A 24,689-nucleotide genomic window follows, 5' to 3' on the forward strand; every position below is an offset into this window, starting at 1 on the left:
TTTTACGCCTCCTGCTTTTTAAGCAGCAGCATCGAAAGGGCGGTCAATACCGGGAAGAAAATCACAAGCGTTATGATTTCCGGATAAAGTTCGGCAAAGCCAAGCGCCTTGGTAAAGACCCCGACACTGATCGACATGAAATGCGATGTCGGCATGATGGTCGACAGCACGGCGGGCACGCCTTCAAGCGACGAAATCGGCTGCATCATTCCGGAAAACATCACCGAAGGCACCATCGTCGCAATCGCGGTTCCAAACAGGGCGGCGATCTGGGTCTTGGTAAAGGACGAAATCAAAAGTCCCAAACCGGTTGTGGCAAACACAAACAGGAAGGCCCCGGCAACAAGTGCAAGCGGATTGCCCCGCATCGGGACTTCGAACCAGAACAGCGCCATTGCGACCATCAGAGCGAAATTGATCAGGCCCAACCCGACATAGGGTAATTGTTTGCCAATCAGGAATTCGATCCGTGTAACGGGGGTGACATAAAGGTTGGTGATCGATCCCAGTTCCTTTTCGCGCACCACGCCAACCGCCATCAGAACGGCGGGAATAAACATCAGCAGCAGCGCAATCACCGATGGCACCATGGCATAGATGCTTTTGAAATCCTGATTATAGCGATAGCGTGTCTCAATACTGACCGGCAGAGTTTGCGCGGGCAAACCTGTGTTGCGCATGCTGCGTTCGTTCAGATATTTGCTGTGAATGCCTTCGACATAGCCATGGATGGTTTCTGCGCGAAACGGCATGGTGCCGTCGATGGTTGCGGCGACTTCGGGGCTGCGTCCGGCTTCAAGGTCACGGCCAAATCCCGGCGGGATTTCAATTGCCAGCGCAATATCGCCCGACAGTAACCGTTGTTCGAGCTCGTCATTGCTGTTTAACGGTGGCTGTTCGCTGAAGTATCGCGACCCTGCAAGGTTTTCAAGATAGGTGCGGCTGGTTGCGGTCCTGTCGCGATCCAGTGCGGCATAGGTCAGGTTTTCGACATCAAACGTGATGCCATAACCGAAAACCGGCATCAGGATCGCGGTGCCCAGCAAGGCAAACATCAACCGGATCGGATCACGGATCAGTTCCATGGTTTCGCGCAGCGAATAGGCCCAAAGCCTGCGCAGGCTGAAAAGCGATGCCTTGGCCGGTTTCCATTTCGTGGTCCCGGTTTCGGTGTCGCCCTCCATTTCCGATGCATCGGGGGCAGGGGCGTTATCTTCAATACCACTGGCTTCTTCAAGATGGCTGATGAAGGCTTCTTCGAGGGTATCACAACCGCGTTTCCGGGTAATTTCATCGGGGGTGTCGCTGATCAAGACCTTGCCGGCATGCATCAGCGATATGCGATCACAGCGTTCCGCCTCGTTCATGAAATGGGTCGAGATAAAAATCGTCACGCCCTGATCGCGTGAAAGCTCGACCAGCAATTGCCAGAACCCGTCACGTGCCACCGGATCAACGCCCGATGTCGGTTCATCGAGTATCAGGATTTCCGGGCTGTGAATGATCGCAACCGCCAATGATAAACGCTGTCGCACGCCAAGCGGCAGGCTTTCGGCCAGATCATCGTGATAGTCGCGTAAGCCAAATCGTTCGGAAAGCTCCTTGATCCGGGGTTTTATTCTGTCGGTGGGCAGGTGAAACAGCCGCGCATGCAGTTCAAGATTCTGAAAAACTGTCAGTTCGGCATAAAGCGAAAAGGCCTGGCTCATATAGCCGACCCGTTTGCGCAGTTCGGTATCCTGTCCGTCGACCGGTTTGCCGAAAAGCTCTGCCGTGCCTTCGGTCGCGGGCAAAAGCCCGGTCAGCATCTTCATGGTTGTCGTCTTGCCGCACCCGTTCGAGCCGAGAAACCCGAAAATCTCGCCTTTTTCAATCCGGAAGCTGACATTATCAACCGCGGTAAAATCGCCAAACCGCATGGTCAGGCCATCCGCGACGATGGCCGGAACATCGCCATGTGTGGTACGCGGCGGAATGACAAGGTCCTTATGGCCTTTGCGTTCTTCTTCGGGCAGCAGCCTTACAAATGCGGTTTCAAGGTTATCGGCCCCGGTGCGCTCCAAAATCTCGCTTGCTGTGCCGCTTGCCAGCACCTTGCCGTCATTCATCGCAATCAGTTGGTCGAACCGGGCGGCTTCATCCATATAGGCTGTTGCGACCAGAACGGTCATGCCGCTTTGGGTTTTGCGGATCTGGTCGATCAGTTCCCAGAACTGCCGACGCGACAGCGGATCGACGCCGGTTGTCGGCTCGTCCAGTATCAATATTTCCGGATCATGGATCAGGGCACAACACAGGCCAAGCTTCTGCTTCATCCCGCCGGAAAGCTTGCCGGCTGCGCGTTCGGTAAAGGATTCAAGCCCGGTCGCCCTCACCAGCCGTTCAATCCGGTCCTTGCGTTCGCGCGCTGACTGGCCAAACAGACGGCCAAAGAATTCAAGGTTCTCGCGGATCGTCAGGTCCATATAAAGGTTCTTGCCCAGCCCCTGGGGCATATAGGCGATTTTGGGCAGGACGCTGTTGCGGTGGCCTGTATCGTCCATCGGCCCGCCCAGCGTTTCGACCGTGCCGCGTTGTAATTTTCGCGCCCCCGATATCAGGGCAAGGGCGGTGGACTTACCCACCCCATCCGGCCCGATAAAGCCGACGGTCCGGCCTGCGGGGATATCAAGGCTGATATCGTCAAGCGCATGAACATGGCCGTATTTGTGACTGACATGGTCCAGCCGCGCGGCAAGCTTTGCGCCATTTGCAGGAGCGTTGCTCATTCCTGAAGGCTCTGGTTCAGTGTCGCATCGTCGGGAACATTGGGGGTAAAGCGTTCCGGCCAGTTTTTATGATCAGCCAGCATGACATAGGCCTCGCCGGGCAGGCCGGTCTTGACCCGTTTGCTATGTTCTTCAAGCAATTCGCGCGCGATGCGGATTTTAACCCGGAACATCAGCTTGTCGCGTTCGCTTCTGGTTTCGACCTCGCGCGGAGTGAATTGCGCATCATCGGCAACGAATGACACATAGGCCGGGATCACAAAATTCGGTGCCGCATCCAGAACAATACGCGCCTCGTTGCCAACAAAGGCCAAACCCGCCTGCCGGGTTGGCAGGAAGATTGTCATGTAAACATCGGTCAGGTCCAGAACCGTCACCACCGGGTCGCCCCCGGCCAGAACTTCGCCCGGTTCGGCAAGACGGTATTGTACCCGCCCGCCGCGCGGTGCCTTAAGCACGGAATCATTGATCTGTACCTGAATGCGGTCAAGTTCGGCCTGAGCGGCTTCGACATTGCGTTCACTGCTTGTCAGGCGCGATTTTGCCGCCGCAAGGGCGGCTTCGGCCACGTCGCGGTCCGATTTGCGCTGATCGACTTGTTCGCGGGCGATATTGTTGTTTTTGACAAGCTCGTTGGCGCGTTCAAGCTGCCGTTCGGCAAAGGAAAGCTGGCTTTCCTTCTGAACGATATCGGCATTGGCTTCGAAAATGCCCTGCTTCGCGCTCGCGACCTCTGCGCGTGCCTTGGCAAGGTTTGCCTGAAGTTCGGCCGTATCCATGCGGGCCAGAACCTGACCTGCTTCGACCCGGTCTCCTTCATCAACCAGGACCTCGTCAACCCGACCGGCATATTTGGTTGCCACCCGGACTTCTTCGGCCTCGATCCGGCCATTGCCGCTGGCGATATGGTCGGGCAAGGTTTCCTGATTTTGCTGCCAGTAATAATAACCGGCTCCGGCAATCGCGATGATCACGACAAGAATCGCCAAAGGCACGCGCAGTTTGCTCATTCCGCCCTCCAAGACAGGATTGCCGGGCCGTTGGCAATGGATGCGCCACCGGCAAAATCGGGTATCGCAATTTAAACGCGATAAAGTCTGGAGTGATCCTGACCTGAACGGCAAGCTAAATCTTTGATCTTACGCAATTTAGAAAAGTATCAAGAATGCGCCGGAGGGTATTGTTATCGGCCGCGCTTAGATATCGATATCGGCCCAGATCAGGTGATGATCTGATGCTGCCTGATGTTTCCTGATCAGGTCGGGATAGATTTCCCAGCGCGGCGGGCGTGACCCCGGCCAAATACCCTTGCGGTAAATGCCGCCCTTGGTCACCCGATCAAACAGGGCGGGTGACAGCAGCAGATAATCGATTTTGTCGTCATCATTGCCAAGGCCATGCGTGCCGGTGCCCCGGTCGCCATTCCCGGCATTAAACTCGAATTCGGTAAAATTCGGATGGGCCGAAACATCGCGAAGGGCCGTGCCGTTCAGCAACGGATCAAGCTCCGCACTGTCGGGGGTGTCGTTAAGGTCGCCCAGAACCACAATATTTTCAAACCCTTCGGCGATCAGGCGATTGTAATAGGCGGCAACCGCCAATGATTGCGCCAGTCGCTTGGCGCGGCTTGCCGGATCATTGCCCCCATATTTGCTTTTGAAGTGGTTGGGCAGGACCATGATCTGGGCGCCCGATGGTGTGATGATTTCATATTCCGGGCAATCGCGGCTGAAAATCGGGGCACCGTCGGGTTTCAGGTCGTCGACGTGGCTTCGCATTTCACCAATCGGATAGCCTTCATGGGTGGCAAGGCCGACATCAATGCCGCGCCCGTCATTGCCATCAATGATCATCATGTGGCGATAGGGTACGGGCAAAACGCCCTTTTCACGCATGAAATCCTGAAACGCCAATAATACCGGGCGGCTTTCGATCTCGACCAGCGCCAGAACATCCGCCCCGACATCACCGATCATGCGCGCGGTGTTGAGCATCGCGGCTTCGTCCACCGGCCCCATGCGAAGCTCGCACCAGCCGACCCAGTCATCGCGGCCATCGGCCTTGATATAGGGCTGTTTTGGCGGGCGCGGGCGGGAAATCAACTGGCCGCGGATTTTGCGAATGCGGGTAAATTTTCCTTCATCACTGCGCAACATGCCAAGTTGTGTAATCAGTGTTAACATGCGTGCCGTGTCGGCATTGCTGTAAACCGGCTTTTCAAACAGCTTGTTTAATTCTGCATGAGCATCCAGCACATCGCGATGCGCTTCCGGGTCTTCATCGTTAAAGACTTTTGCCCGGTCAAACAGGTTTTCGACGTTAAACGCAGCAATCCGCATGACGCCCCCCGAAACTCGATGCGCCCGGCCATTGTGGCGGAGCACTGCCTGTGATGAGAATGCAATTCTACCACAGGTATTATGGGGCGATGGGCTCAATTATGAAGTGTTATGTTTGTGACAGCAGCCCGACGCGGGTGGGCGGTGGCTTGAAAAAGATCAGGCTACATCTCCAGATCAAACACAATCAGCCCTGAAATCTCGCCATCGGCGGCTTTGACCAGTTCGGCACCCAGCGCCTGATGGGTTGGATGCGAAAGATAGGCATCACGCGCCTTGGCATCGTCGAAATCGATGCAGAAACCGTGCGTGAAGCCTTGTTCCAGTTTTTCCGGGCTGACCGATATCCCGCCGTCAAACCCCCGCATCCCGGCGATCTGGTCGCCAAGGTCGGACAGCGCGTCAAAGAGGCTGTTGATCACCGTTTCCTCGATGCCGGGTTTGAATTTGATCAGGACGATATGGCGGATCATGGTGGGGGCTTTCATGTGACTGCGAGGATCGTTGATTGAGCCGGCATAATGCGTCGGGTGTCAATAGCGCGAACCTGGCATTCATCCGTGATCGAACACATGACCAGATTGGAGTTATTCAAAATTTAAGGTTGAAAAAATGTGATATTGGTCACTTTCAAGGATTTTTTCTCTTGAAAAATAACACCGAATATATACATAGGGATAGGTTTAGCTATGCAGGAGGGTGTTTTCTCTTGTGTAGTCGCAATCGGGTGAAAAAAGGGACTGGTCGTATGGCATTCAATATTTTCGGTAACGGAGCGTCCTCGCAGGGACAGCAGATTTACCAGGCACTTGGCCGGTCGATGGCCGTGATCGAGTTTTCGCTGGATGGTAAAATCCTGACGGCCAACGCCAATTTTCTGGCGACAATGGGCTATGAGCTTGGCGATATTGTTGGCAAACACCATGCGGTTTTCGTGACCCGCGATTACGCACAAAGTGCCGAATACCGCGATTTTTGGAAGAAATTGTCAAAGGGCGAGTTCGCCGCCGGCATTTTCCAGCGCGTGCGCAAGGACGGCGAAACCGTCTGGCTTGAAGCCACCTACAATCCGATTCTTAACGCGGCCGGGAAGCCGGTAAAGGTCATCAAGTTTGCCACTGACATTACCGCGCGCCGCAAGGAACGCGCGCTTAACGAAGGCATCCTGACCGCGATTGACCGATCCCAGGCGATGATTGAGTTTGATCTGACGGGCAAAATCCTTAAGGCCAACGGGAATTTCCTTAAAACCATGGGCTATTCCGAAGGAGAGGTTGTCGGCAAGCATCACAGCATGTTTGTCGAACCGGCTTACTCGAAATCTGCCGAGTACACGGATTTCTGGGCCAGCCTGCGCCGGGGCGATGTGCAGGCTGCACAGTTCAAGCGGCTTGCAAAGGGGGGCAGGGAGGTCTGGCTTGAAGCCACCTATAACCCGATTTTTGATCAGAATGGCAAACCCGAACGGGTGATCAAGCTTGCCACCGATATCACCGAACAGGTGGAGCTTCTGGTTGATTTGAAGGCGATGATCGATACCAATTTCGCCGAAATTGACGATAACATCGTAACCCTTGACGAGGCCGCCATGAGCGGCACATCCGCCGCCGCCCAAAGCTCCAACTCGGTGCAGACCGTTGCCGCCAGTGCCGAGGAACTGTCTGCCTCAATCGCCGAAATTTCGCGCAGTATGGCGCAAAGCCGTGATGAAACCGAACGTGCTTTCTCGCAAACCGTCAGTGCCAACCAGTCGACCCAGAAAATGGCCGATGTGGTTGCCGCAATGACGGGCATTGTCGAGGTCATTCAGGGCATTGCCGGGCAGATCAACCTGCTCGCCCTTAATGCAACCATTGAGTCCGCTCGTGCGGGTGAGGCTGGCAAAGGCTTTGCCGTGGTTGCGAACGAAGTTAAAAACCTTGCCAATCAGGCGGCCAAGGCCACCGATCAGATTTCGGCAGAAATCAGCGGGGTTCAGGAAATTTCAAACGAAGTCGTTAGCTCGCTTGAAACCATTCGCGGTTCCATCGAAACGGCACGCGACAGTGTCACCAGTATATCGGCATCGGTTGAAGAACAAAGTGCCGTGACCGAAAGCGTGTCGCAAAACATGCAGACAATGGCCGTCTCGGTCGATGAGCTTGCCCGGCGGCTTGACGAAATCCGCTCGATCTCGGGCGGGGTCGGGAGTTCGGTCAAGCGCACCCGCGAAGCTGCCGAAGTGCTGACGCGCTAGACCCGAAGACATCCGATACGATAAAAGCCCGGCTGGTTATGGGATCAGCCGGGCTTTTGTTTTTTGGGGAGATGAAGGGACGATTAGCGGCCCGACAATGCACCCTCTATCGATTTGGCAATGATCGACAGGCCAAGGTCTAGTTCTTCGTCACTGATCGTCAGCGGCGGGGCGATGCGGAATACGCCGCCCATGCCGGGCAGCTTGACGATATTCATGCTAAGCCCGTTTTTAAATGCTTCGGTCGCAACCGCCGCACCCAGATCATGATCGGGTTCCCGGAACTGTCCATCCGCGCCACGTTTGACGATTTCGACGCCCAGCATAAGCCCCCGGCCGCGCACATCACCGATACAGTCAAAACGGTCTTTAAGCTTTGACAATCCGTCAAACAGCTTTTTGCCCGATGTCCGGGCACGTTCGACCAGATTCTCATCCCGCACTACGTCAAGCACCGTCACACCGACCGCCGCGGGCAGGGGATCGGACACGTGGGTGGTATAAAACAGGAAGCCCTTTTCATGGGCGGCATCCTCGATCTCAGCCGTGGTCATGACGGCGGCCAGCGGCAGGCCGGCCCCGATGGTTTTTGACAGCGTCATGATATCAGGTGTCACGCCATCGCGTTCAAAGGCAAACATGTCGCCGGTGCGGCCCACACCCGTCTGGGCCTCGTCCAGGATCAGCAACATGCCACGTTCAACGCATTTCTGCTTAAGCGCGGCAAGGTATCCCTTGGGCAGGGGCAGCATGCCGCCCGATGACAGGATCGGCTCGGCAATAAAGGCGGCAAGATTGCCGGTCGACTGGCTGTCGACCAGATTGAATGCGTCATCAAGCTCCGTCTGCCAATCAAGTGACCCGTCGGCATGTTTGAAACGCGGGCGAAAGGCATTGGGGGCGGGAATGGCGAATGATCCGACGGCCGCCGGGCCATATCCCTTGCGCCCGGCGCTATAGGTTGCCGATGCGGCAACGCCGGTCATGCCGTGCCAGCTTTTGGAAAAGGCGACGATTTCATGCTTGCCGGTGACAAGCTTTGCCATGCGGATCGCGGCCTCGTTGGACTCTGCCCCGGTCGACAGCAGCAAAACCCGATCCAGTCCCGGTGCCAGTTCCGCCAACCGCTCCGCTAGGTCAACAACCGGGCGGGACAGCATGCCGCTAAACAGATGGGCGACTTTTTCGACCTGGCTTTGCACGGTTTCGACGATTTTCGGATGGCCGTGGCCCAGAAGGGCGCTCATCTGCCCGGATGTGAAATCCAGAATGGGGCGGTCATCGGCATCATAGACGAATGACCCTTTGGCGCGTTCGATGATGGCCGGTTCAAAGGTGCCGCCATAGCGGATCAGGTGTTTTTTGGCGGCGTCCCAGAACTTTGGATCGGTATTGCGTGACATGATGGGCTCCCTGAAAGCGTGTGTCTTTGGCTGATCTTGATCGTATCTGCTGGTGTCCTTCGCGTAAAATTGATAGTTATGGCATTCCGGTATTGGAAAAATTGATATGGTGCTGGTGCGGCGATGCAGACCCTGCTTGATCTCAAACTGCTTGCGACCTTTGTGCGGGCTGCGCATTCCGGCACGCTCAGTGCCACGGCTATTCAGGTTGGACGAACCCAGTCAACCGTGACGATGCAGATCCAGCGGCTTGAAGAAACACTCGGCCAAAGCCTGTTTCACCGAAGCGGTAGTGGCGTTAGCCTGACCGGGGCGGGGGAACGGTTTCTGGGCTATGCCGAACGGATATTGCGCCTGCATGACGAGGCGGTTTCGGCCTTTTCCGACAAGGGATTGCATGGCTCGATGGTGTTTGGCTGTCCCGAGGATTACCTGATCACGTTTTTTCCGGCCCTGCTTAAAAGCTTTGGCACCATCCACCCGGATGTCGAGATCAAGGTGGTATCGGCGCCAAGCCCGGAATTGAACCGACTGCTGCATGCCAGCCAGATCGATATGGCCATCACCTCGACCCCGGAAATCCATGACCGGCAAAAGATCGTGCGCACCGAACAGCTTGCCTGGGTCGGAAGCAAACCGACGCTGGAACTTCACGATTTCCCCGATGGCGCTATCCCGCTTGCGATGCCGGCCTCGAACGCCATGGATCACAAGGCGGCCTGCGATGCGATGGATGAGGCGGGGATGCGCTATAAAATATCCTATGCCAGCAACAGCCTGACCGGCCTGATCGCGGTGGCGCGCTCTGGCCTTGCGATCAGTGTGATGATGCAAAAAGCCGTCCCGGCGGACCTGTATATCCTCAAATCCCCCATGCCCGCCTTGCCGCAGCTTGGCTTGCAGGTCGTGACGTCAAACACCGCGCGCAGCCCGGCCATCAGTGCGTTTGGTGATCATATCCGCAATTTGTTGCCGTTTTTGTAATCGATACTCATGTAACGAATTAACTGAGTTCGGAGGAAAGAAACCCTTTTAGCTAAGGACGGCCACGGGGATCAGACGGCGGGTTGCTTGACCCGGAATAGTAGCGTGTACCCGGAAGCCCTTCGTGTTTTCGGCTACCACTTGAATGGCGATCTCGGCTACTTACCCAGAAAACACGAACAACGAATACCCCTATCGCTATAGCAAAAATGGTCCCGAGGATGTTTCGCAGGAGCTCCATTTCTCGTCCTCAAACTATGTGGTTAGCAAGATACTCGACCGGATGTTTCGGCTTCGCACCCTCAAAGCGCGCGACCTGACAGCGGCAGGAATAGCCGGTGACGAGCATGTTATCCAAGCCCGTCTGATCGACTTTCTTTTTCCAGCTTTGTTCATAGAGGGCACGGGATGTTTCCTGATGACGGGTTTCGTGGCCGTACACGCCGGCCATGCCGCAGCATCCGGTTTTCTCGGTCGCGAGTTTGATGCCGAAGGCCTCGAAAATCTTTTGCCATTTGACGCTGACATCGGGGATCGATGTTTTTTCCGTGCAATGCGGGAAGAGCGTTGCCAGGGATGACGCAGACGCAGGGTTTGCGCCGGTTGCGGGCAGGGTGAGGCGGCCTTCCGCGATCTCGCCCGCCAGCCATTCATGGAACAGATGCACGCGGTAATCCGGGCGGTCCGTCCCAAGGCGCTGGGCGTATTCCTGCCGATAGGTGAGCGTCACGCTGGCCTCGATCCCGATCAGGGGGGCGCCCGATTTTGCCAACCGGCCATAGACGATATCGTTTTGCCGCGCCTGATAATCAAAGCGTTTGAGGAAGCCCTTGACGTGCAAGGCCTTGCCATTCGGGCGGTAGGGCGGCACGAAAACGCGGTAGCCGAGCTTCTGCAGAAGATCGATATGGGCGATGAAAACATCGATGTCATAGTGGCTGGTGAAGCAATCCTGCAAAAGCACCACGGATTTGGCGCGATCGGCATCGGGAAGTGCCTCAAACTCGGCCAGTTTGAACGGGCCGATGCCGCGTTTGCGCAGGGCAGCGCCGACACTTTGGCGGCTGAGTTTCGGCAAATCGGTCAGGCCGATCAGGCTTTTGAAAATCCACGGCAGCGGCGGGATGGATTGCAAGGCATTGAAAAACAACGGGGCCTTTGCCATCAGGGGGGCGATGGTTTCAAGTTGTGCAATCACGTAATCCTTCACCGGCCGTTTGTAGCGGGTGTGATAGGCCTCGAGGAAACGTGATTTCATTTCCGGGATATCGACCTTGACCGGGCATTGCCCCGCACAGGCCTTGCAGGACAGGCAACCGGCCATGGCATCATAAACATCATGCGAGAAATCGCGCGCATTGATCACGGCGAGGTCCTGATTGCGCGGATCGGTGCCGACCGAAAGTTGCCGGATCCATTCGCGGATCAGGCCCGCCCGGCCCTTGGGCGAGTGAACACGGTCGCGTGTGACCTTGTAGGACGGGCACATCGCATCCATCAGGTCCCAGTTAAAGCAGGCCCCGTTGCCGTTACAGCGCGTTGCGTTGAGGTATTCATCACGCAGCCTGTCTTCGATCTGGCGGTCAAGCTGGCCGCGCATCGGGGCCGCATCAATTGCGGTGATCGGGGTGTTCTTCGAATAGGGGGAGGCGATCTTGCCGGGGTTTAATTGTCCTTCCGGATCAAAGGCTTCCTTGATGCGCTTAAGGACATCATAAAGCTCCGGCCCGAAATAGGTCGGCGAATATTCGCCGCGGAAACCCTTGCCATGTTCGCCCCAGATCAGGCCGTTATATTTCCTGGTCAGGTCAACGACCCTGTCCGACACACGGCGCAGGCGCGCTTCGTCCTGCTCGTCACACATGTCAAGCAACGGGCGCACATGCAGGCAGCCGACATCGACATGGCCAAACATGCCGTAATCAAGGCCCTCGGCATCGAGCAAAGCCCGGAATTCCGCGATAAAATCGGCAAGGTTTTCGGGTGGAACGGCGGTATCCTCGACAAAGGGGGTCGCGCGGCGCTTGCCTTCAAGATTGCCAAGCAGGCCGACCGATTTCGCCCGGATCGACCAGATAGCCGCGATCTGCGTGGGATCGGTGGCCTGGACAAAGCCGATAGGGGCGTGATCGGCATTCGGATGGGCGTCAAGATGGGCGCGCAATTCTGCCTGTTTGGCGGCGACGTCTTCGGGGGTTTCGCCAATGAATTCAACGACATTGAAGCCACGTGTCTGGACCGTGCTGCCCTCTGTGCCCAGCAATTTTCCCAGCAGATGCCAGCTTTCATCCTGCTTTGCCAGTTCCATGACCTTGTCATCGATGCTTTCGATGGCGACCGGGTCAAACTGCACGAGGGTGCCGACATGACGAAGGGCACTGTCGAAGCTGTCATAACGCACCACCGTGACCGCCTTGTGCTTTGGCAGGGGAATGACGCGGAGCGTGATTTCCTTGACCATGCCAAGGCTGCCCTCCGCCCCGGCGATCAGGAAGCTTAAATTCATATCCCCTTGATCTGAAACGGCTTCCTTGAGGTTATAGCCCGTAAGCCCGCGGTTCATTTCCGGGAAAATCGCGTTGATCTGACCCCGACGCGGCATGATTTCATCGTGGATTTTGCGGTAAAGCCGCCCGGTGCGGTCATCGCGCGCCATGATTTCGGCGGCCTCAGAGGCACTCATCGCGTGGGTGCGAAAATCGGTGCCGTCGATCAGAACCGTGGTCATGTCATTGATATAATGGCTTGTTTTGCCATAAATCCGCGATCCCTTGCCGGAGCTATCGGACCCGATCATGCCGCCGATGGTCGCCCGGCTGGCGGTGGATACGGCGGGCGGGAAGAAGAAACCGTGCGGTTTGAGCCACGCATTCAACTGATCAAGCACCACGCCCGGCTCGACATGAACCAGCCCCTTTTCGGCATCAAAACCCAGTATGTTATTGAGATGCTTGGATGTATCAAGGGTTATGGTGGTGTTGAGCGACTGGCCATTAGTGCCCGTCCCACCACCACGCGGGGTGATTTTGACCTCGCTGAATTCCTCGCGCCCGGCAAGTTCCATCACAACGTTGATATCATTGCGGTTTCTGGGTTGCAGGACGGCGGTTGGCATCACCTGATAGACGCTGTTATCGGTGGCATTGATCAGGCGGGACGGGAAATCGGCATGGATTTCACCGGCAAATTTGCCTTCTTTTTCAAGGGTTTTGAGGAAACCGAGCGTCAGACTGTCAAGCGACCGGTCCGGGGTCAGGACCGGCAGGCGGTTGAGCCGGGAAAAGCTGCGGGGGGCGGGTGTCGGCTTGGCGGTCGGCTTGGGCTTCGGGGCGGGCGCGGTCATGATGTCTCTCTGGGCTTTTTTGCGGCGCGGGCGGCGTCATTTCCTCCATTTGACAGGAGGTGGATTAAATAGACAAATTTAAAATTCCGAAGGATTATTCATTTTTAGTGAATAATCCGATTTTTCAACCCGGTCGGCAACCGCATGCCGACCGTGCCGAGGGGGCAAAAAAGGGCTCCGGGATCGGTTTTGTTAAAGTCGTATCATATGATTATAATGAGTTTGGTATAAATTATACCGCCGTTCTGGCGCGCAAATGGTCCCGATCCATCAGGAAAACGCTGGTGTTCAGCGCTTTGAGCCGCCGTCGGCGCGGGAAATTATAAAAGTATTATCATATGATTTTTATTGATGCTGTTGGAGCCATATTTCAGCCCTTGATTCTGGCTCGTCCCCCGGCCCGTACTCTGGCCCTGATCCGGTCCCGGCCCGATATTGCCACAAGGCGAAATCGGTTGCCTATGGTGCGATGGCGGCCGGGCCTGTGCCCGGAAGGGCGGGGCGGGGTGAACCGGAACCGGGGCGGCGAAGCACCGACGTGATCGCTTGTGCCAGCTATCGTGTGCCGCCCCCTCGTTCCGTCCCTCCCGCAGAGGCGGAAGTTCATGGGGCGGTGGGCTCGGGGACGATTTTGGCGGATACGGTACGGAGGACTGGATTCCCGCGTGCGCGGGAATGACGGGGGGGGGGATTGACCGTGCCGTGCCTTACAGACGGAACCGGTTGCGCAGGCCAAGGCCGATCAGGAACAGGAAGGCGAAACTGAGTACGCCTTGGGTGATCATGAGGGTGTTGACCCATAAGTCGGGGGTGGTGGTCGTGCCGTGAAGGGCTGTTAGCGCATCTTCGCGCAAGTCCCGTGATTGCGGGAGGAAGGGCAGGCTGTTGCTGGCGGATAGCAGGGCGGCTTGTGCCCAACCTTCCCACCCGGCGGCGGATGTTTCTGTCGCCAATGTTTTATACAGGCCCATGCTGGCGGCGGTGAGGATGATAAGGGCGACAAAGGGCCGCAGGATATTCTGGCCGTAATCGCTGAACGCGCTAAAGGCCATGTCGAGAACCGAGCCAAACCACGAGGTTTCAATCCAGCGTTTCGCCCGGTTTTCATCGGCGGAAAAGCGTAACGCGGCCTGATGATCCTTGTTGGTTTCGGCGATTTCTTTGAGGCGGCGCAACCTTGCCCAGTCTTGCTGATCTTCAGCTATACGCGATAGTTTTGGAGGCCAACTACGCCATTTCCAAATGCGCCGCAATTTAACGTTTAGGTCGCTGAGTTCAATCTGGTGAGAGGATCGTGTGGCCCTAATATCTGGGACGATGCCTAGATTGCCGGATAAAAACAGTGGGCCGTTAAATGATGCACCAAAAAGTTCAAAATGTTTCAATGCAGCAGCAGAAGGCGGGAGCATAAAAACAGCTCGGCTCTTGATCGATACACCTTGAGCTACAACGTGGTTTGATCCAATTTCTTTCGGATTAAAAAATAATTCTTTAAAACTCGCACCGGAGAAATCCAATCTACCGTCACCAAAAATTGTTTCTGAGAAGGACACCTCGCTGTTCTCTAGATTAGATGAGGAGAAATTAATTTCTCCATTCCCAAATGTAGCCCCAATAAAGTATAAATTCCCACCTTCGACGGTAGTATTTCTGAATTCAACTTTTCCATTTCCGAAATTTGATTCATAAAAATACACATTTCCTATACCAAAATTTGTTTCAGAAAATACTAAATCGCCATCTCCAAAATTAGTTCTTGAGAAGTAAATAATTCCATCGCCAAAATTAGTTCCTGAGAAGTAGATGTTGCTGTTGCCGAAAGTTGCGTTAGAAAATACTAAGCTGCCATTTCCGAAAGTGCAGCTAACGAAGTACAAGTTGCTATCGCCGAATTCGGCGTTGGAGAAGTAGACGTTGCCGTCGCCAAAAGTGGTTTTGGAGAAATTCACTTGACCACTGCCGAAGTGATAGCCCGAGAAGTGTAAATCTCCTTGGGAGTCCCGTTCAGTCGAGAAATCAATACCCCTGAAACTGATGTCCCAACCTGGATGCTGATCAACCCAACTGTTCCAAGCCGCTCGCCCTTGACGCCAAAGGTATAGGGCTTCGTTGCCTTCCAGCGTTGGTCTTTCCTGTTCGACTTCTTCCGTCATATCCCTGAATTCATTCTCTGTTTCGCGCGGGTGTGATTGCGCATCAGAATGCCCTTTAAAGTAGCGTTTGGCGATATAAAACCGGTGGGGGCGGGAGAGGTTTTGTCGTTGGCAAGCTCATCCCCTATCCGTCATTCCGGGCGAAGACCCGGAATCCATCTCGCCACGGGCACGGTTTTTGAAATGACCGGATGAAGTGGATGCGGCACCAAGGACTGGATTCCCGCGGGCGCGGGAATGACGGGGTGTGGGTGGTTTGATGCTGCGGGGCCGTGTGTTGTGCTCCGTGGTGCCGGGGGGGCGCGTGGTGTGGGCTTTTGGGGCGGTTTGGCGACGGGGGCGGGGCCGCATGCAGGAATAGCTGCACAATCGGCGCGTTACCCGTTAGTGTTGCAGTTCGGTCAATCAGTTAGCGGATGAAACATGCTGTCTTCCATCAGTTTGCGCCATATGCGGGTTTTTGTGGCGGTCGCCGATCATGGCACCTTTACCGCCGCGGCGGAGGTTTTGGGGCTGACGCCGTCGGGATTGACGGCGACGATCCGGCAGTTCGAGGATGTGGCGGGGACGCCGCTTTTTGATCGCACGACGCGACAGGTGACGTTAAGCGCCACCGGCGCGCGGTTTTTACCAACGGCACGCCGGTTGATCAGCGAGTTTGAAGAGGCGCTTGGCGATCTTGATGCGCTGTCCAAGGGCATTGGCGGGACGATCCGCATTGCCGCCGCCCCCTCGGTCCTGACGCGCATTCTGCCCGGCGTGATCAGCCGGTTTGTCGACGAACATCCCGATGCACGGCTTCGCCTGGACGAGCTGAATGCGGGCGAGGTGCATGAGGCGGTGGCGCGCAACGAGGCGGATTTTGGCATTGCCGGGGAATGGCATGCCCTGCCCGATATTGCGTTCAGCCCGCTGTTTTCCGACCGGTTCGGGGTGCTGTGCCGCCCGACCCATGCCTTTGCCAGACGCAGTGCGATTGCGTGGTCGGAACTGGCCGATCAGGCGTTTGTCGGGCTGGGCCCGGAATCGGGCACGCGCGCGATGATGGCGGCACAGGGAAGCTGGGCCGGTGACGCGGGTGACGCTGGTGGTGCTGCTGGTTCTGGCGGGCGCGGCGCGGGAGAGGTGCCGGTGGACCCGGCGGAGGTCACGGCATCGCCTGCGGTGAAGCGGGCCGCGGCCCTTGGTCTGCCCGAGGCGCAAATGGCCTTGCGCCGGGCGAATGCCAGCGAACGGGCGATTGAACGGGTGGCGAAGGCAACCCTTGCGAAGCGTGCCGAGGACGCCAAAAACGGCGGCCGTGCGGCGGACGGATCGGGTAGCACCATGATCGACCCGATCGCGCAATTGCGCCCGATTGTCGAAACATCCAACACGATCACGCTGGCCGCGATGGTGGCCGAAGGGGTGGGGATCACGGTCCTGCCGGAACTGGCAGCAAGGGTCGCCGACCTTGCGGCACCCGGAAAGCTGGCCTTCGTGCCGCTGTGCGACCCCGTCCGCAAACGCCCGATTGGCATCATCACGCGGCAAAGCAGAAGCCTGTCACCGATTGCGCGGATCTTCCTTGCGATGGTGATGGAACAGGCCCCGAAAATGGATTTGCCTGCGGCGATTGAGTGGGGGTGAGGGGGTAGTGGCCTTGTGTTCTGGAACTGTTTTTAGTGTAAGGATGTGTTGGGTGAACACGCAAAAGTTGAATTTAATTGCAGGTTATAATTGAATAGATTACGATAATTTCTCCTGAGATGCAGGGCATTCAACATGCGCAAGGGGCGATTATGACTTCTGTTTCCGGCCTTTCGACGGGTAGCTATTCCCATGTCTTGGCAAATGCCGGACAAAAACAGTCTCCTTCGCCAAAATCGGAAAATGCACCCGCCCCGGCAGAAAAATCGACGCCGGGAGCCACAAAAGCGCCCGCCGGTTCCCTTGCCAGTGCAGCCGCAACGGCAAGAGAAAAGATTGATGCCGGATATGCCAGACTTGGAACGACCGGCACTACGCGGACGACAGGTGATGAATGGGACGCTATCGGGTTCAAGGACTTTGATCGTCAAACGCTTTTTGCAATTTCCAGTAACGAAGGTGGCCTTTTCACAGACGACGAAATAGTTGCAGCCAAATACCAGGTTTCGGCCAGAATTTCGGATATCATCAATGCAAACGATCCGCTTTCTGACAACGGTACAAAAGCGTACCGAGCCATTCTGGATTTCTTAGACGCGGCAAGTGACGACGAAAAAGCCTCTTTTGAATGGGCGGTCGGGCGGGCTTCGGTCCAGAAAGCGTATATGCTGAGTGGTGGAACAGAGGAAGTCGGTACGGGCGACCGGGTTGTGGACAAGCTGGTGGAAGCTTGGGATCAGGTGATTGCCAGAGGTGGTAACTCGAACGATTATCCGAATATGCCCGCCTATCGTGAAGCTTTGACGTGGTGGGAGCAGACGAATGACGGTGCGCATCGCGTTGATTTGAGTGCGTGACGCTAAAGTACCGGTTCTTGCCCCCGTTACGATCCGCATTCTCAAGCGCCAAGCCGGTTCATATTGACGGATGGTCGGGCCGGTGCCATTTCGATGCTGGAGGTTTGGCCCGAAGATGGTCCGCTAGGCGTTAGCCTTGAGGGATGATTGTTCGGGGCTTTACCTCCTTTTTTATGTGTCGCGTTGCGGTCCTGAAAGCTGGCATTCGTGCCACTATGCGACCCCATCCGCAAACGCCCGATTGGTATCATCACCCGCCAAAGCAGAAGCCTGTTACCGATTGCACGGATATTCCTTGCGATGGTGATCGAGCAGGCCCCGAAAATGGATTTGCCTGCGGCGATTGAGTGGGGGTGAGGTTGGGGAAAGATTAAGCTGCTAACTTTTACTTTAAATAGAAAATTGTACAGGATTTATCTATTAAATGTTTCTTTTTTTGTATCCTTCATCCATGATTCTCGATGGGATTAATAGTTTTTCATGGGGACGGAATGACTGGGAAGATTACAATTACTGAACTTCGTAATATTAAGCGGCTAGAGTTTACCATGCCTAAGCCGGGAGTGCGTTTATTGTGCGCAGGTAATGGAGCAGGAAAAACATCACTTCTCGGTTGCTTGCGCCGTATCGGTTATCCTCAAGCGTTTGCAACTCATTTCCCATCTTCAATAGAATCTGATCGCCTTGATAATTTTGCTGGAGCGAATATTTCCTATTCCATTGGCAACCGTACTGTTAATTACGCTTACGGAGGAGCACGTTGGACACCGAGACCTCGAAGAAATAGTAAGTTGTTAAATCAATTTGGTTATCCAAGTGTGATTTATGTTGGGGCAACTGCAGATAGAATTACCCCGCGTCCAGATGATTTTGAACCCGTCAGAGTTCGAAAAGCTCCAGCCGATATAATTGAGGCTGCAAACAAAATATTTGAAACCAACAAATTTGACGATTTGAAAACAATAAATTTAACAACAGGAGCAGGTAACCGTGCTTACCTTTTAAAGGTTAAAGAACATCCTGCTGCATATCATTCGGAAAAAAATTTTAGTTTAGGTGAGTTGTGTGTTTTGAAGCTTCTCGAGAAAATTGGTCAATGCCCAGAAAAATCACTTGTGTTGATTGATGAACTTGAAATGGCTCTGCATCCACGGGCCCAAATTCAATTATACAATTATCTTGTCTCAATGGCCTCAAGTAAAAATTTAACAGTATTGTTCTCAACGCACTCGGTAAGTCTATTAAAAGTTGTTCCGAGAGAAATGATTATATTTCTAGAGCGAAATATTGACAACGAGGTGGTGGCATTGGAAGGGTGCTTTCCTACTTTTGCGTTGGGAAACATAACTTTAGGTGAGGAGAGGGCACCTGATGTTGTATTCTATGTTGAAGACGAGATGGCCCGAGAAATTGTAGAGGCCTTAATAAAAGAAGTGTCTTCAGTCATCTTTGATAACCCTTCTATGTGTCCAACTACACGTGTGGCACCAATCGGAGGGTATGATGCTGTTATTCGATTTTTACATTATCATGGAGCTATGTTGCCTCAAGGAACCCGTTGTTGTGCGCTTCTTGATCAAGACGTTCAGGCTGAAACTCTTGCTAAATGGGAAGTCGATGAGGACCATGAACAATTAGCAATATTGAAGGGGCTCGGAGAAAAAATCGCTTTTCTACCTTGGACGCCAGAGGTGGGCCTTATTGAGTGCTTCCAACAAAACAGAGTTGTTTCGGAAAACATGTTACGGAGGCAGTTTGATAATAATTTACTGGTACTAAAACAGGAATTGTTGAATTCCATAAATGGATTTGCTGGAAAAGAACGTAGAAAACGCGCGAAAAAGGCAGTTGGCGATATAATAAATGATCTTTCCGTTCAGCTTGCTCGACCAAAAGAAGCAATTCGTGCAAAATTATGCGCGCAGTTTGTTGTTCAAGATTTTGAGCATAGGAGGGATGATATTCTGAACTTGATAGCCCCGAAGTTAAGGTGAACAAGAAAATGAGAATCTGGGAACCGATGGAGTATTTGAATGAGAGTTAGTCAAACCCAATCCTCAGCCCGCAATCCATCCACCCGCTCAAACTCCCGCATATTATTCGTGACCAGCGTCAGTCCTTGACTGCGCGCGTGGCCTGCGATCATGAGATCGTAGGGGCCGATGATGTTGCCCCGTTTTTCAAGGATGCTGCGGATATCGCCGTAATGACCGGCGGCGTTGGTGTCGAAATCCAGCACCGAGAGGCGGGCGGCGAATTCTTCGATGGTTTTGAGGTTTCTTTCGGGCTGGGCCGATTTCATTGCGCCATAGATCAGTTCGGCCTGTGTGACGGTCGAAATGCACATTGCCCCGCTGTATCGGTTGAACTGTTCGCGCACCGATGGCGGGCGGTTTTTGATCGTATAGATGCAGATATTGGTATCGAGCATGAAGCGCAGCATTGCCTAGAAATCCTCGCGCTTTTGCATGTCCGGCTGGTTGCGGGTGCTCATGAAATCGTCCGAGACGCTATGCGCGTCAAAGAAGCTGTCCCATAACTGATCGGCGGGCACGATCACGCGGGTATTGCCGACCGCGAAGACCTCGACCGATTTGATGCCTTCGGGGAAGGCAACGTCTTTGGGCAGGCGGACGGCCTGGGTTTTGTTGTTCAGAAAGATGGATGCCTGGGTCATCGCGGGGGCTCCGGTTGGTATATACGTGTTGCATATATTTTGTTATGCGGAGCAGTATATGTCAAGGGTATATACATAGTGCGGAGCCTGTGGCGCGATGGACCCCTGCGTTCGCGAGGGTGACGGGGAAGGGCGGATGGTGGGGCTCATATATTGGCGGACGGGGTGCGTTCCGTAAAAGGCACCATTTTCTTTTAACCCTTCCAAACTGGTAATTCTTCGCATGTGCAACATATGATCAGGGTGGGCGTGGCCCGCGTGTGAGATGGTGCAGGAGTTGGCATGAGCGAGAGTGCGAAGAAACCGACCGCGAAGACCAAGGCGAACGGGAGCGGGAAAGCGAACGGCAAAACCGGCGGCAAGACCAACGGCAACGGGAACGGCAAGGCCAAGAAGCCGCGCAAGCATATCAGTCTGGCGTTGCAGGGCGGCGGGTCGCATGGGGCGTTTACGTGGGGCGTGCTTGACCGGTTGCTGGAGGATGAGGAAATCACGGTTGAGGCGATTTCGGGCACCTCGGCCGGGGCGATGAATGCCGCGGTGGTGACGTCGGGCTTTGCCAAGGGCGGTTATGAGGGCGCCCGGATCGACCTTGAGACATTCTGGCGCGCGGTATCGGAGGCCGCACGGTACAGCCCGCTTCAGCGCAGCCCGATGGATATTCTGTTTGGCAACTGGTCGCTTGAAAACTCGCTGGCTTATATGTGGCTTGATATGAGTGCGCGGGTGTTTTCGCCCTATGACCTGAACCCGGCGGGGGATAATCCGCTGGCCGCGATTTTGAACGAGGTCGTCGATTTCAAGGCGCTCAATGAAAGCCCGGCCAAGCTTTTTGTCACTGCGACCAATGTTGAAACCGGGCAGGGGCGGGTGTTTCGCAACCCGGATATCACGGTTGATGTGCTGTTGGCATCGGCCTGTCTGCCGACGATTTACAAGGCGATTGAGATTGACGGGGTGCCCTATTGGGACGGTGGATATTCCGGCAATCCGAGCCTGGGGCCGCTGGTGCGCGAATGCGGATCGGATGATACGGTACTGGTGCAGATCAACCCGGTCAAACGGGCCGGTGTGCCGAAATCATCGCGCGAGATTTCCAACCGGTTAAACGAGGTATCGTTCAACAGCAGCCTGATGAAAGAGCTTCGGATGATTTCGATCCTGCGCCGCGACATGCCCGACCATGCGTGTGAAGCGAGCAAATGGGGAGCGATGCGGATGCATTGCATCGCAAGCGATGTGATGCTGGAGCTTGATCAATCCTCCAAGCTCAATGCCGAATGGGATTTCATGACCATGCTGCGTGACAAGGGGCGCGAGGCGGCCGCACAGTTTTTGAAAAAGCATCGCGGCGATATTGGCCAACGGCCGACACTGGACCTTGATCAGTTTGCGCCGGATTGACGCGGGAGGGCTTGCGGGGTCGGCGGTGGGGTTTGAGGATGCGGCACGGAGGGCTGGATTCCCGCGTGCGCGGGAATGACGGTTTTTGGGGGTGTTGCTTTTCCATCCGTTCGTCACTCTTGCGGAGGCGGGAGTCCATGGGGCTTGCGGGCTCGGTGGCGGGGTTTGAGGTTGCGGTGCGGAAGACTGGATTCCCGCGTGCGCGGGAATGACGGTTTTTGGGGAGGGGTTTTCCGCCCGTTCGTCACTCCCGCGAAGGCGGGAGTCCATGGGGCTTGCGGGCTCGGTGGCTGGTTTTGAAGTTGCGGAACGAAGGACTGGATTCCCGCGTGCGCGGGAATGACGGGGGTGGGCGGCTGCTCTCGCGCGGCTCTCCAACCTGTGATCGGGGCTTGATTTCCGATTAGCGGCAAAGCCGTTTACACCGGATGGAAAGATCAATCCGGAGATAAGCAGATGTTGAAATCGGTTATTGTCGCGGGCGGCGCGTTGGGGGCTGCCATGGTCATGATGGCGGGGGCGGCATCCGCAGCCCCGCAGGTGATCGAGATTACCCAGGTGCCGTGCCAGTTTCTGGAGCCCGAGGGCACCAACCATCATTACACCAGCACCAAGAAAGCCGATTGCGTTGCGATCAATAACGAAAGCGGTGATCAGCGGGTGGAAAAGGCCGGTGAAATGACGCTGGCCCCCGGTGATTACATTTTCCGGGTGGCGAATGACGGCGTGCCATACGAGGTCGGTTTCTGGCTGCGTGACAAGGATTACGACTGGACCGACAAGATACTGAGCCAGAAAATTTCGGTGTCGGGCGGCGGCCTTTTGCAGGGCAAGACCAAGGATTATGCCGTGACGCTTGAACCCGGCGAGTATCTGTATAGCTGCCCGCTTAATACCACGCCGAATTACAAGCTTGTGGTGAAGTAAACGTTTTTGCCTCCTCCCTGAAGACCCGACTGGCAGGTTTGAAGACGTCTCCCTGATGAACCTGTCATAAAAGCCCGCATATGCCCCCACATATGCGGGTTTCTTTTGTTTGCGCGAGATGCGGGCGGGGCGTAATCTGGGGCCCGCCATCGTCAACAACGTCGCCGGATGAAAATGCCCCAAAGCGAGCTTGAAAAAATGAAATCCGGGCAGTGGTATAGCTGCCTTGACCCGGAGCTTGATGCGATGCGCGCACGCGCCCATGAGGCGGTGCATGAACACAGCATGATGAGCCCGTCGGAGCGCGGCAATATCGCGCCGAAGCTGCGCACGCTGTTTGCATCCTGTGCCGAAGACGTTCGGATCGAAACGCGGTTTCATTGTGCATACGGGGTCAATATCCACCTTGGGCGCGAGGTGTTCATCAATGTCGGCTGCACGATCCTTGATACGGCTTCGGTGAGTATTGGTGATCATTCAATGCTGGGCCCGAATGTGCAGATTTACTGCGCGCAGCATCACAAGGACCCGGAGCTTCGCCGGCAGCATCTTGAAATCGCCCTGCCGGTGACGATTGGCAGGAATGTCTGGATTGGCGGTGGTGCCATCATCCTGGCCGGGGTCAGCATTGGCGATGATGCGATTGTCGGGGCGGGTGCGGTGGTGACGCGCGATGTTGCGCCGGGGGTCACGGTGGTCGGCAATCCGGCGCGCGTGATCGGCGGATAGGCCCTTTTCTGGTATGAAAACGCGCCCGATGCGGCGCGCCAGTCGCGAAAATCCGGTGCAATCGGGCAAAGCGGGAAGTGTCGGTTTTCCGCCGATGTAAACGTTTCAAATGTTCATAAAACGGCAATAAATGCGTTATCAGACTGACTTGTAACTTGCCTATGGTGGGGGCGTTACAGGAGTTCTGGTATGTCGTCAAAACCCACCATGCGCGATGTGGCGCGCAAGTCCGGTCTTTCGATTGCGACGGTATCGCGCGTGATCAATTTCCCCGGCGAGGTTCCGGCGGAAACCGCCGAAATCGTCAATACGGCGATGCGGTATCTGAATTACCGGCCCAACATCAATGGCCGCCGGTTGAAGATGAGCCAGACCCGCACGGTCGGCGTTCTGGTGCCGACCCTTGCCAACCCGGTATTTGCCACATCGGTGCAGGGGATCGAGCAGGAAGCCAATCAAGAAGGTTTGACCGTCCTTCTGACATCCTCGAATTATGATCCCGAACGCGAAATGGGGGCGGTTTCAGCCCTTTTGAACAATCGCGTCGACGGGTTGATCCTGACGCTCGCCAATGCGGATAACAATCCGGTGGTGGATTTGCTGCTGGCGGAGAAAATCCCGTTCGTGTTGCTGTTTAACCAGCCCGAACGCGCCGATATCGCCGCGATCAGTGTTGATAACGCAAAGTCCGCCTTTGACATCACCAATGCGATGATTGCCAAGGGGCACCGGTCGCTTGTGATGGTGGCAGGCCAGTTTGAAAGTTCGGACCGGTCGCGCCAGCGCTATGACGGGTTTTGCCGGGCGCTGGATCAGGCCGGGATTGAGAAAAAGCATCTGGTGCAGGTGCGGTTTGGCGAGACCGATCTGGTGGAGCCATTGCGCGATTTGCTGTTGGGGCCGGATGCGGTCACGGGGATTGTCTGTTCGACCGACATGCTGGCGATTGCCGCGATCAGCGCGTGCCGGGCGCATGGGTTATCGGTGCCCGGTGATGTTTCGGTTGGCGGTATTGACGGAATTTCGGTGGGTGGGCTGATCACGCCAAAGCTGTGTTCGGCAGTTCAACCCACCCAGGAGATGGGCCGGCAGGCGCTTGCATTCCTGCGCGGCCTGATCAAGGGGCAGACAAACCCGCAGAGTTTGTTGCTGCCTCATCATCTAAGCGACGGGGACTCCATTGGAACATTCCGCGGGGATTCCCGACGCCGTTCATCAACCCGAGTATAGGAAGATCAAA

General features: G+C 55.5%; 19 protein-coding genes. 10 read left to right on the forward strand and 9 right to left on the reverse strand.

The window, feature by feature from the left end; all coding sequences use genetic code 11:
• Positions 1-2: 2 nt before the first annotated feature.
• From rbbA to LG297_RS07540, 4 genes are all read right to left on the reverse strand, one after another.
• Positions 3-2,768: a ribosome-associated ATPase/putative transporter RbbA gene (rbbA, locus tag LG297_RS07525; protein WP_404426307.1), complete on the reverse strand. Its 2,766-nt coding sequence runs from the start codon at positions 2,766-2,768 to the stop codon at positions 3-5.
• Entirely contained in the window at positions 2,765-3,778 is a 1,014-nt protein-coding gene (locus LG297_RS07530) for an HlyD family secretion protein (protein ID WP_404426308.1), read from the reverse strand. The genes rbbA and LG297_RS07530 overlap by 4 nt, the downstream gene beginning before the upstream one ends.
• 186 nt (positions 3,779-3,964) lie before the next feature.
• Positions 3,965-5,107, reverse strand: a complete 1,143-nt coding sequence (locus LG297_RS07535) for an endonuclease/exonuclease/phosphatase family protein (RefSeq protein ID WP_404426309.1) — start codon at positions 5,105-5,107, stop codon at positions 3,965-3,967.
• A 164-nt stretch (positions 5,108-5,271) separates the two neighbouring features.
• On the reverse strand, positions 5,272-5,595 hold the full coding sequence (locus LG297_RS07540) for a Dabb family protein (RefSeq protein WP_404426310.1): 324 nt from the start codon (positions 5,593-5,595) through the stop codon (positions 5,272-5,274).
• Positions 5,596-5,855: 260 nt separating this feature from the next.
• Between LG297_RS07540 and LG297_RS07545 the strand changes: the two genes are divergently transcribed.
• A complete protein-coding gene (locus LG297_RS07545; RefSeq protein ID WP_404426311.1) occupies positions 5,856-7,343 on the forward strand; it encodes a PAS domain S-box protein in 1,488 nt (495 codons plus the stop codon).
• Positions 7,344-7,426: 83 nt separating this feature from the next.
• Here the strand turns inward: LG297_RS07545 and LG297_RS07550 are convergent, their stop codons facing one another.
• The gene (locus LG297_RS07550) at positions 7,427-8,746 is read right to left on the reverse strand and encodes an aspartate aminotransferase family protein (RefSeq protein ID WP_404426312.1); all 1,320 of its coding nucleotides are present in this window, start codon (positions 8,744-8,746) and stop codon (positions 7,427-7,429) included.
• Positions 8,747-8,869: 123 nt separating this feature from the next.
• Here LG297_RS07550 and LG297_RS07555 point away from each other — a divergent pair, with 123 nt between their 5' ends.
• Positions 8,870-9,730: a LysR family transcriptional regulator gene (locus LG297_RS07555; RefSeq protein WP_097050571.1), complete on the forward strand. Its 861-nt coding sequence runs from the start codon at positions 8,870-8,872 to the stop codon at positions 9,728-9,730.
• A gap of 250 nt (positions 9,731-9,980) precedes the next feature.
• Here LG297_RS07555 and LG297_RS07560 read toward each other — a convergent pair whose 3' ends face one another.
• Positions 9,981-13,073, reverse strand: coding sequence for an FAD-binding and (Fe-S)-binding domain-containing protein (locus tag LG297_RS07560; RefSeq protein WP_404426313.1), 3,093 nt, complete (start codon positions 13,071-13,073; stop codon positions 9,981-9,983).
• A 707-nt stretch (positions 13,074-13,780) separates the two neighbouring features.
• Positions 13,781-15,226: a hypothetical protein gene (locus tag LG297_RS07565; protein WP_404426314.1), complete on the reverse strand. Its 1,446-nt coding sequence runs from the start codon at positions 15,224-15,226 to the stop codon at positions 13,781-13,783.
• 423 nt (positions 15,227-15,649) lie between these two features.
• Here LG297_RS07565 and LG297_RS07570 point away from each other — a divergent pair, with 423 nt between their 5' ends.
• The 4 genes from LG297_RS07570 to LG297_RS07585 all read left to right on the forward strand — a co-directional run bounded on the left by LG297_RS07570 (position 15,650) and on the right by LG297_RS07585 (position 19,706).
• Entirely contained in the window at positions 15,650-16,855 is a 1,206-nt protein-coding gene (locus LG297_RS07570; protein WP_404426315.1) for a LysR family transcriptional regulator, read from the forward strand.
• A 152-nt stretch (positions 16,856-17,007) separates the two neighbouring features.
• The gene (locus LG297_RS07575; protein ID WP_404426316.1) at positions 17,008-17,712 is read left to right on the forward strand and encodes a hypothetical protein; all 705 of its coding nucleotides are present in this window, start codon (positions 17,008-17,010) and stop codon (positions 17,710-17,712) included.
• Between the two features lie 207 nt (positions 17,713-17,919).
• Positions 17,920-18,069, forward strand: coding sequence for a hypothetical protein (locus LG297_RS07580; protein WP_404426317.1), 150 nt, complete (start codon positions 17,920-17,922; stop codon positions 18,067-18,069).
• Positions 18,070-18,203: 134 nt separating this feature from the next.
• Positions 18,204-19,706, forward strand: a complete 1,503-nt coding sequence (locus tag LG297_RS07585; RefSeq protein ID WP_404426318.1) for an AAA family ATPase — start codon at positions 18,204-18,206, stop codon at positions 19,704-19,706.
• A 50-nt stretch (positions 19,707-19,756) separates the two neighbouring features.
• Here LG297_RS07585 and vapC read toward each other — a convergent pair whose 3' ends face one another.
• Entirely contained in the window at positions 19,757-20,155 is a 399-nt protein-coding gene (gene vapC, locus LG297_RS07590) for a tRNA(fMet)-specific endonuclease VapC (RefSeq protein WP_404426319.1), read from the reverse strand.
• 3 nt (positions 20,156-20,158) lie between these two features.
• Positions 20,159-20,389 (reverse strand): type II toxin-antitoxin system VapB family antitoxin, encoded by a 231-nt coding sequence (gene vapB, locus LG297_RS07595; protein ID WP_404426320.1) that lies wholly within the window; start codon positions 20,387-20,389, stop codon positions 20,159-20,161.
• A gap of 282 nt (positions 20,390-20,671) precedes the next feature.
• Here vapB and LG297_RS07600 point away from each other — a divergent pair, with 282 nt between their 5' ends.
• From LG297_RS07600 to LG297_RS07615, 4 genes are all read left to right on the forward strand, one after another.
• On the forward strand, positions 20,672-21,793 hold the full coding sequence (locus tag LG297_RS07600) for a patatin-like phospholipase family protein (protein ID WP_404426321.1): 1,122 nt from the start codon (positions 20,672-20,674) through the stop codon (positions 21,791-21,793).
• Between the two features lie 456 nt (positions 21,794-22,249).
• On the forward strand, positions 22,250-22,720 hold the full coding sequence (locus tag LG297_RS07605) for a hypothetical protein (RefSeq protein ID WP_404426322.1): 471 nt from the start codon (positions 22,250-22,252) through the stop codon (positions 22,718-22,720).
• A gap of 174 nt (positions 22,721-22,894) precedes the next feature.
• Positions 22,895-23,449, forward strand: coding sequence for a sugar O-acetyltransferase (locus LG297_RS07610; protein WP_404426323.1), 555 nt, complete (start codon positions 22,895-22,897; stop codon positions 23,447-23,449).
• A 189-nt stretch (positions 23,450-23,638) separates the two neighbouring features.
• Complete coding sequence (locus LG297_RS07615; protein WP_404426324.1) at positions 23,639-24,679, forward strand: LacI family DNA-binding transcriptional regulator; 1,041 nt, start codon at positions 23,639-23,641, stop codon at positions 24,677-24,679.
• The last annotated feature ends 10 nt before the right edge of the window (positions 24,680-24,689 follow it).

This window comes from Thalassospira australica, from assembly GCF_044790785.1.
Taxonomy (GTDB): Bacteria; Pseudomonadota; Alphaproteobacteria; order Rhodospirillales; family Thalassospiraceae; genus Thalassospira; species Thalassospira australica_A.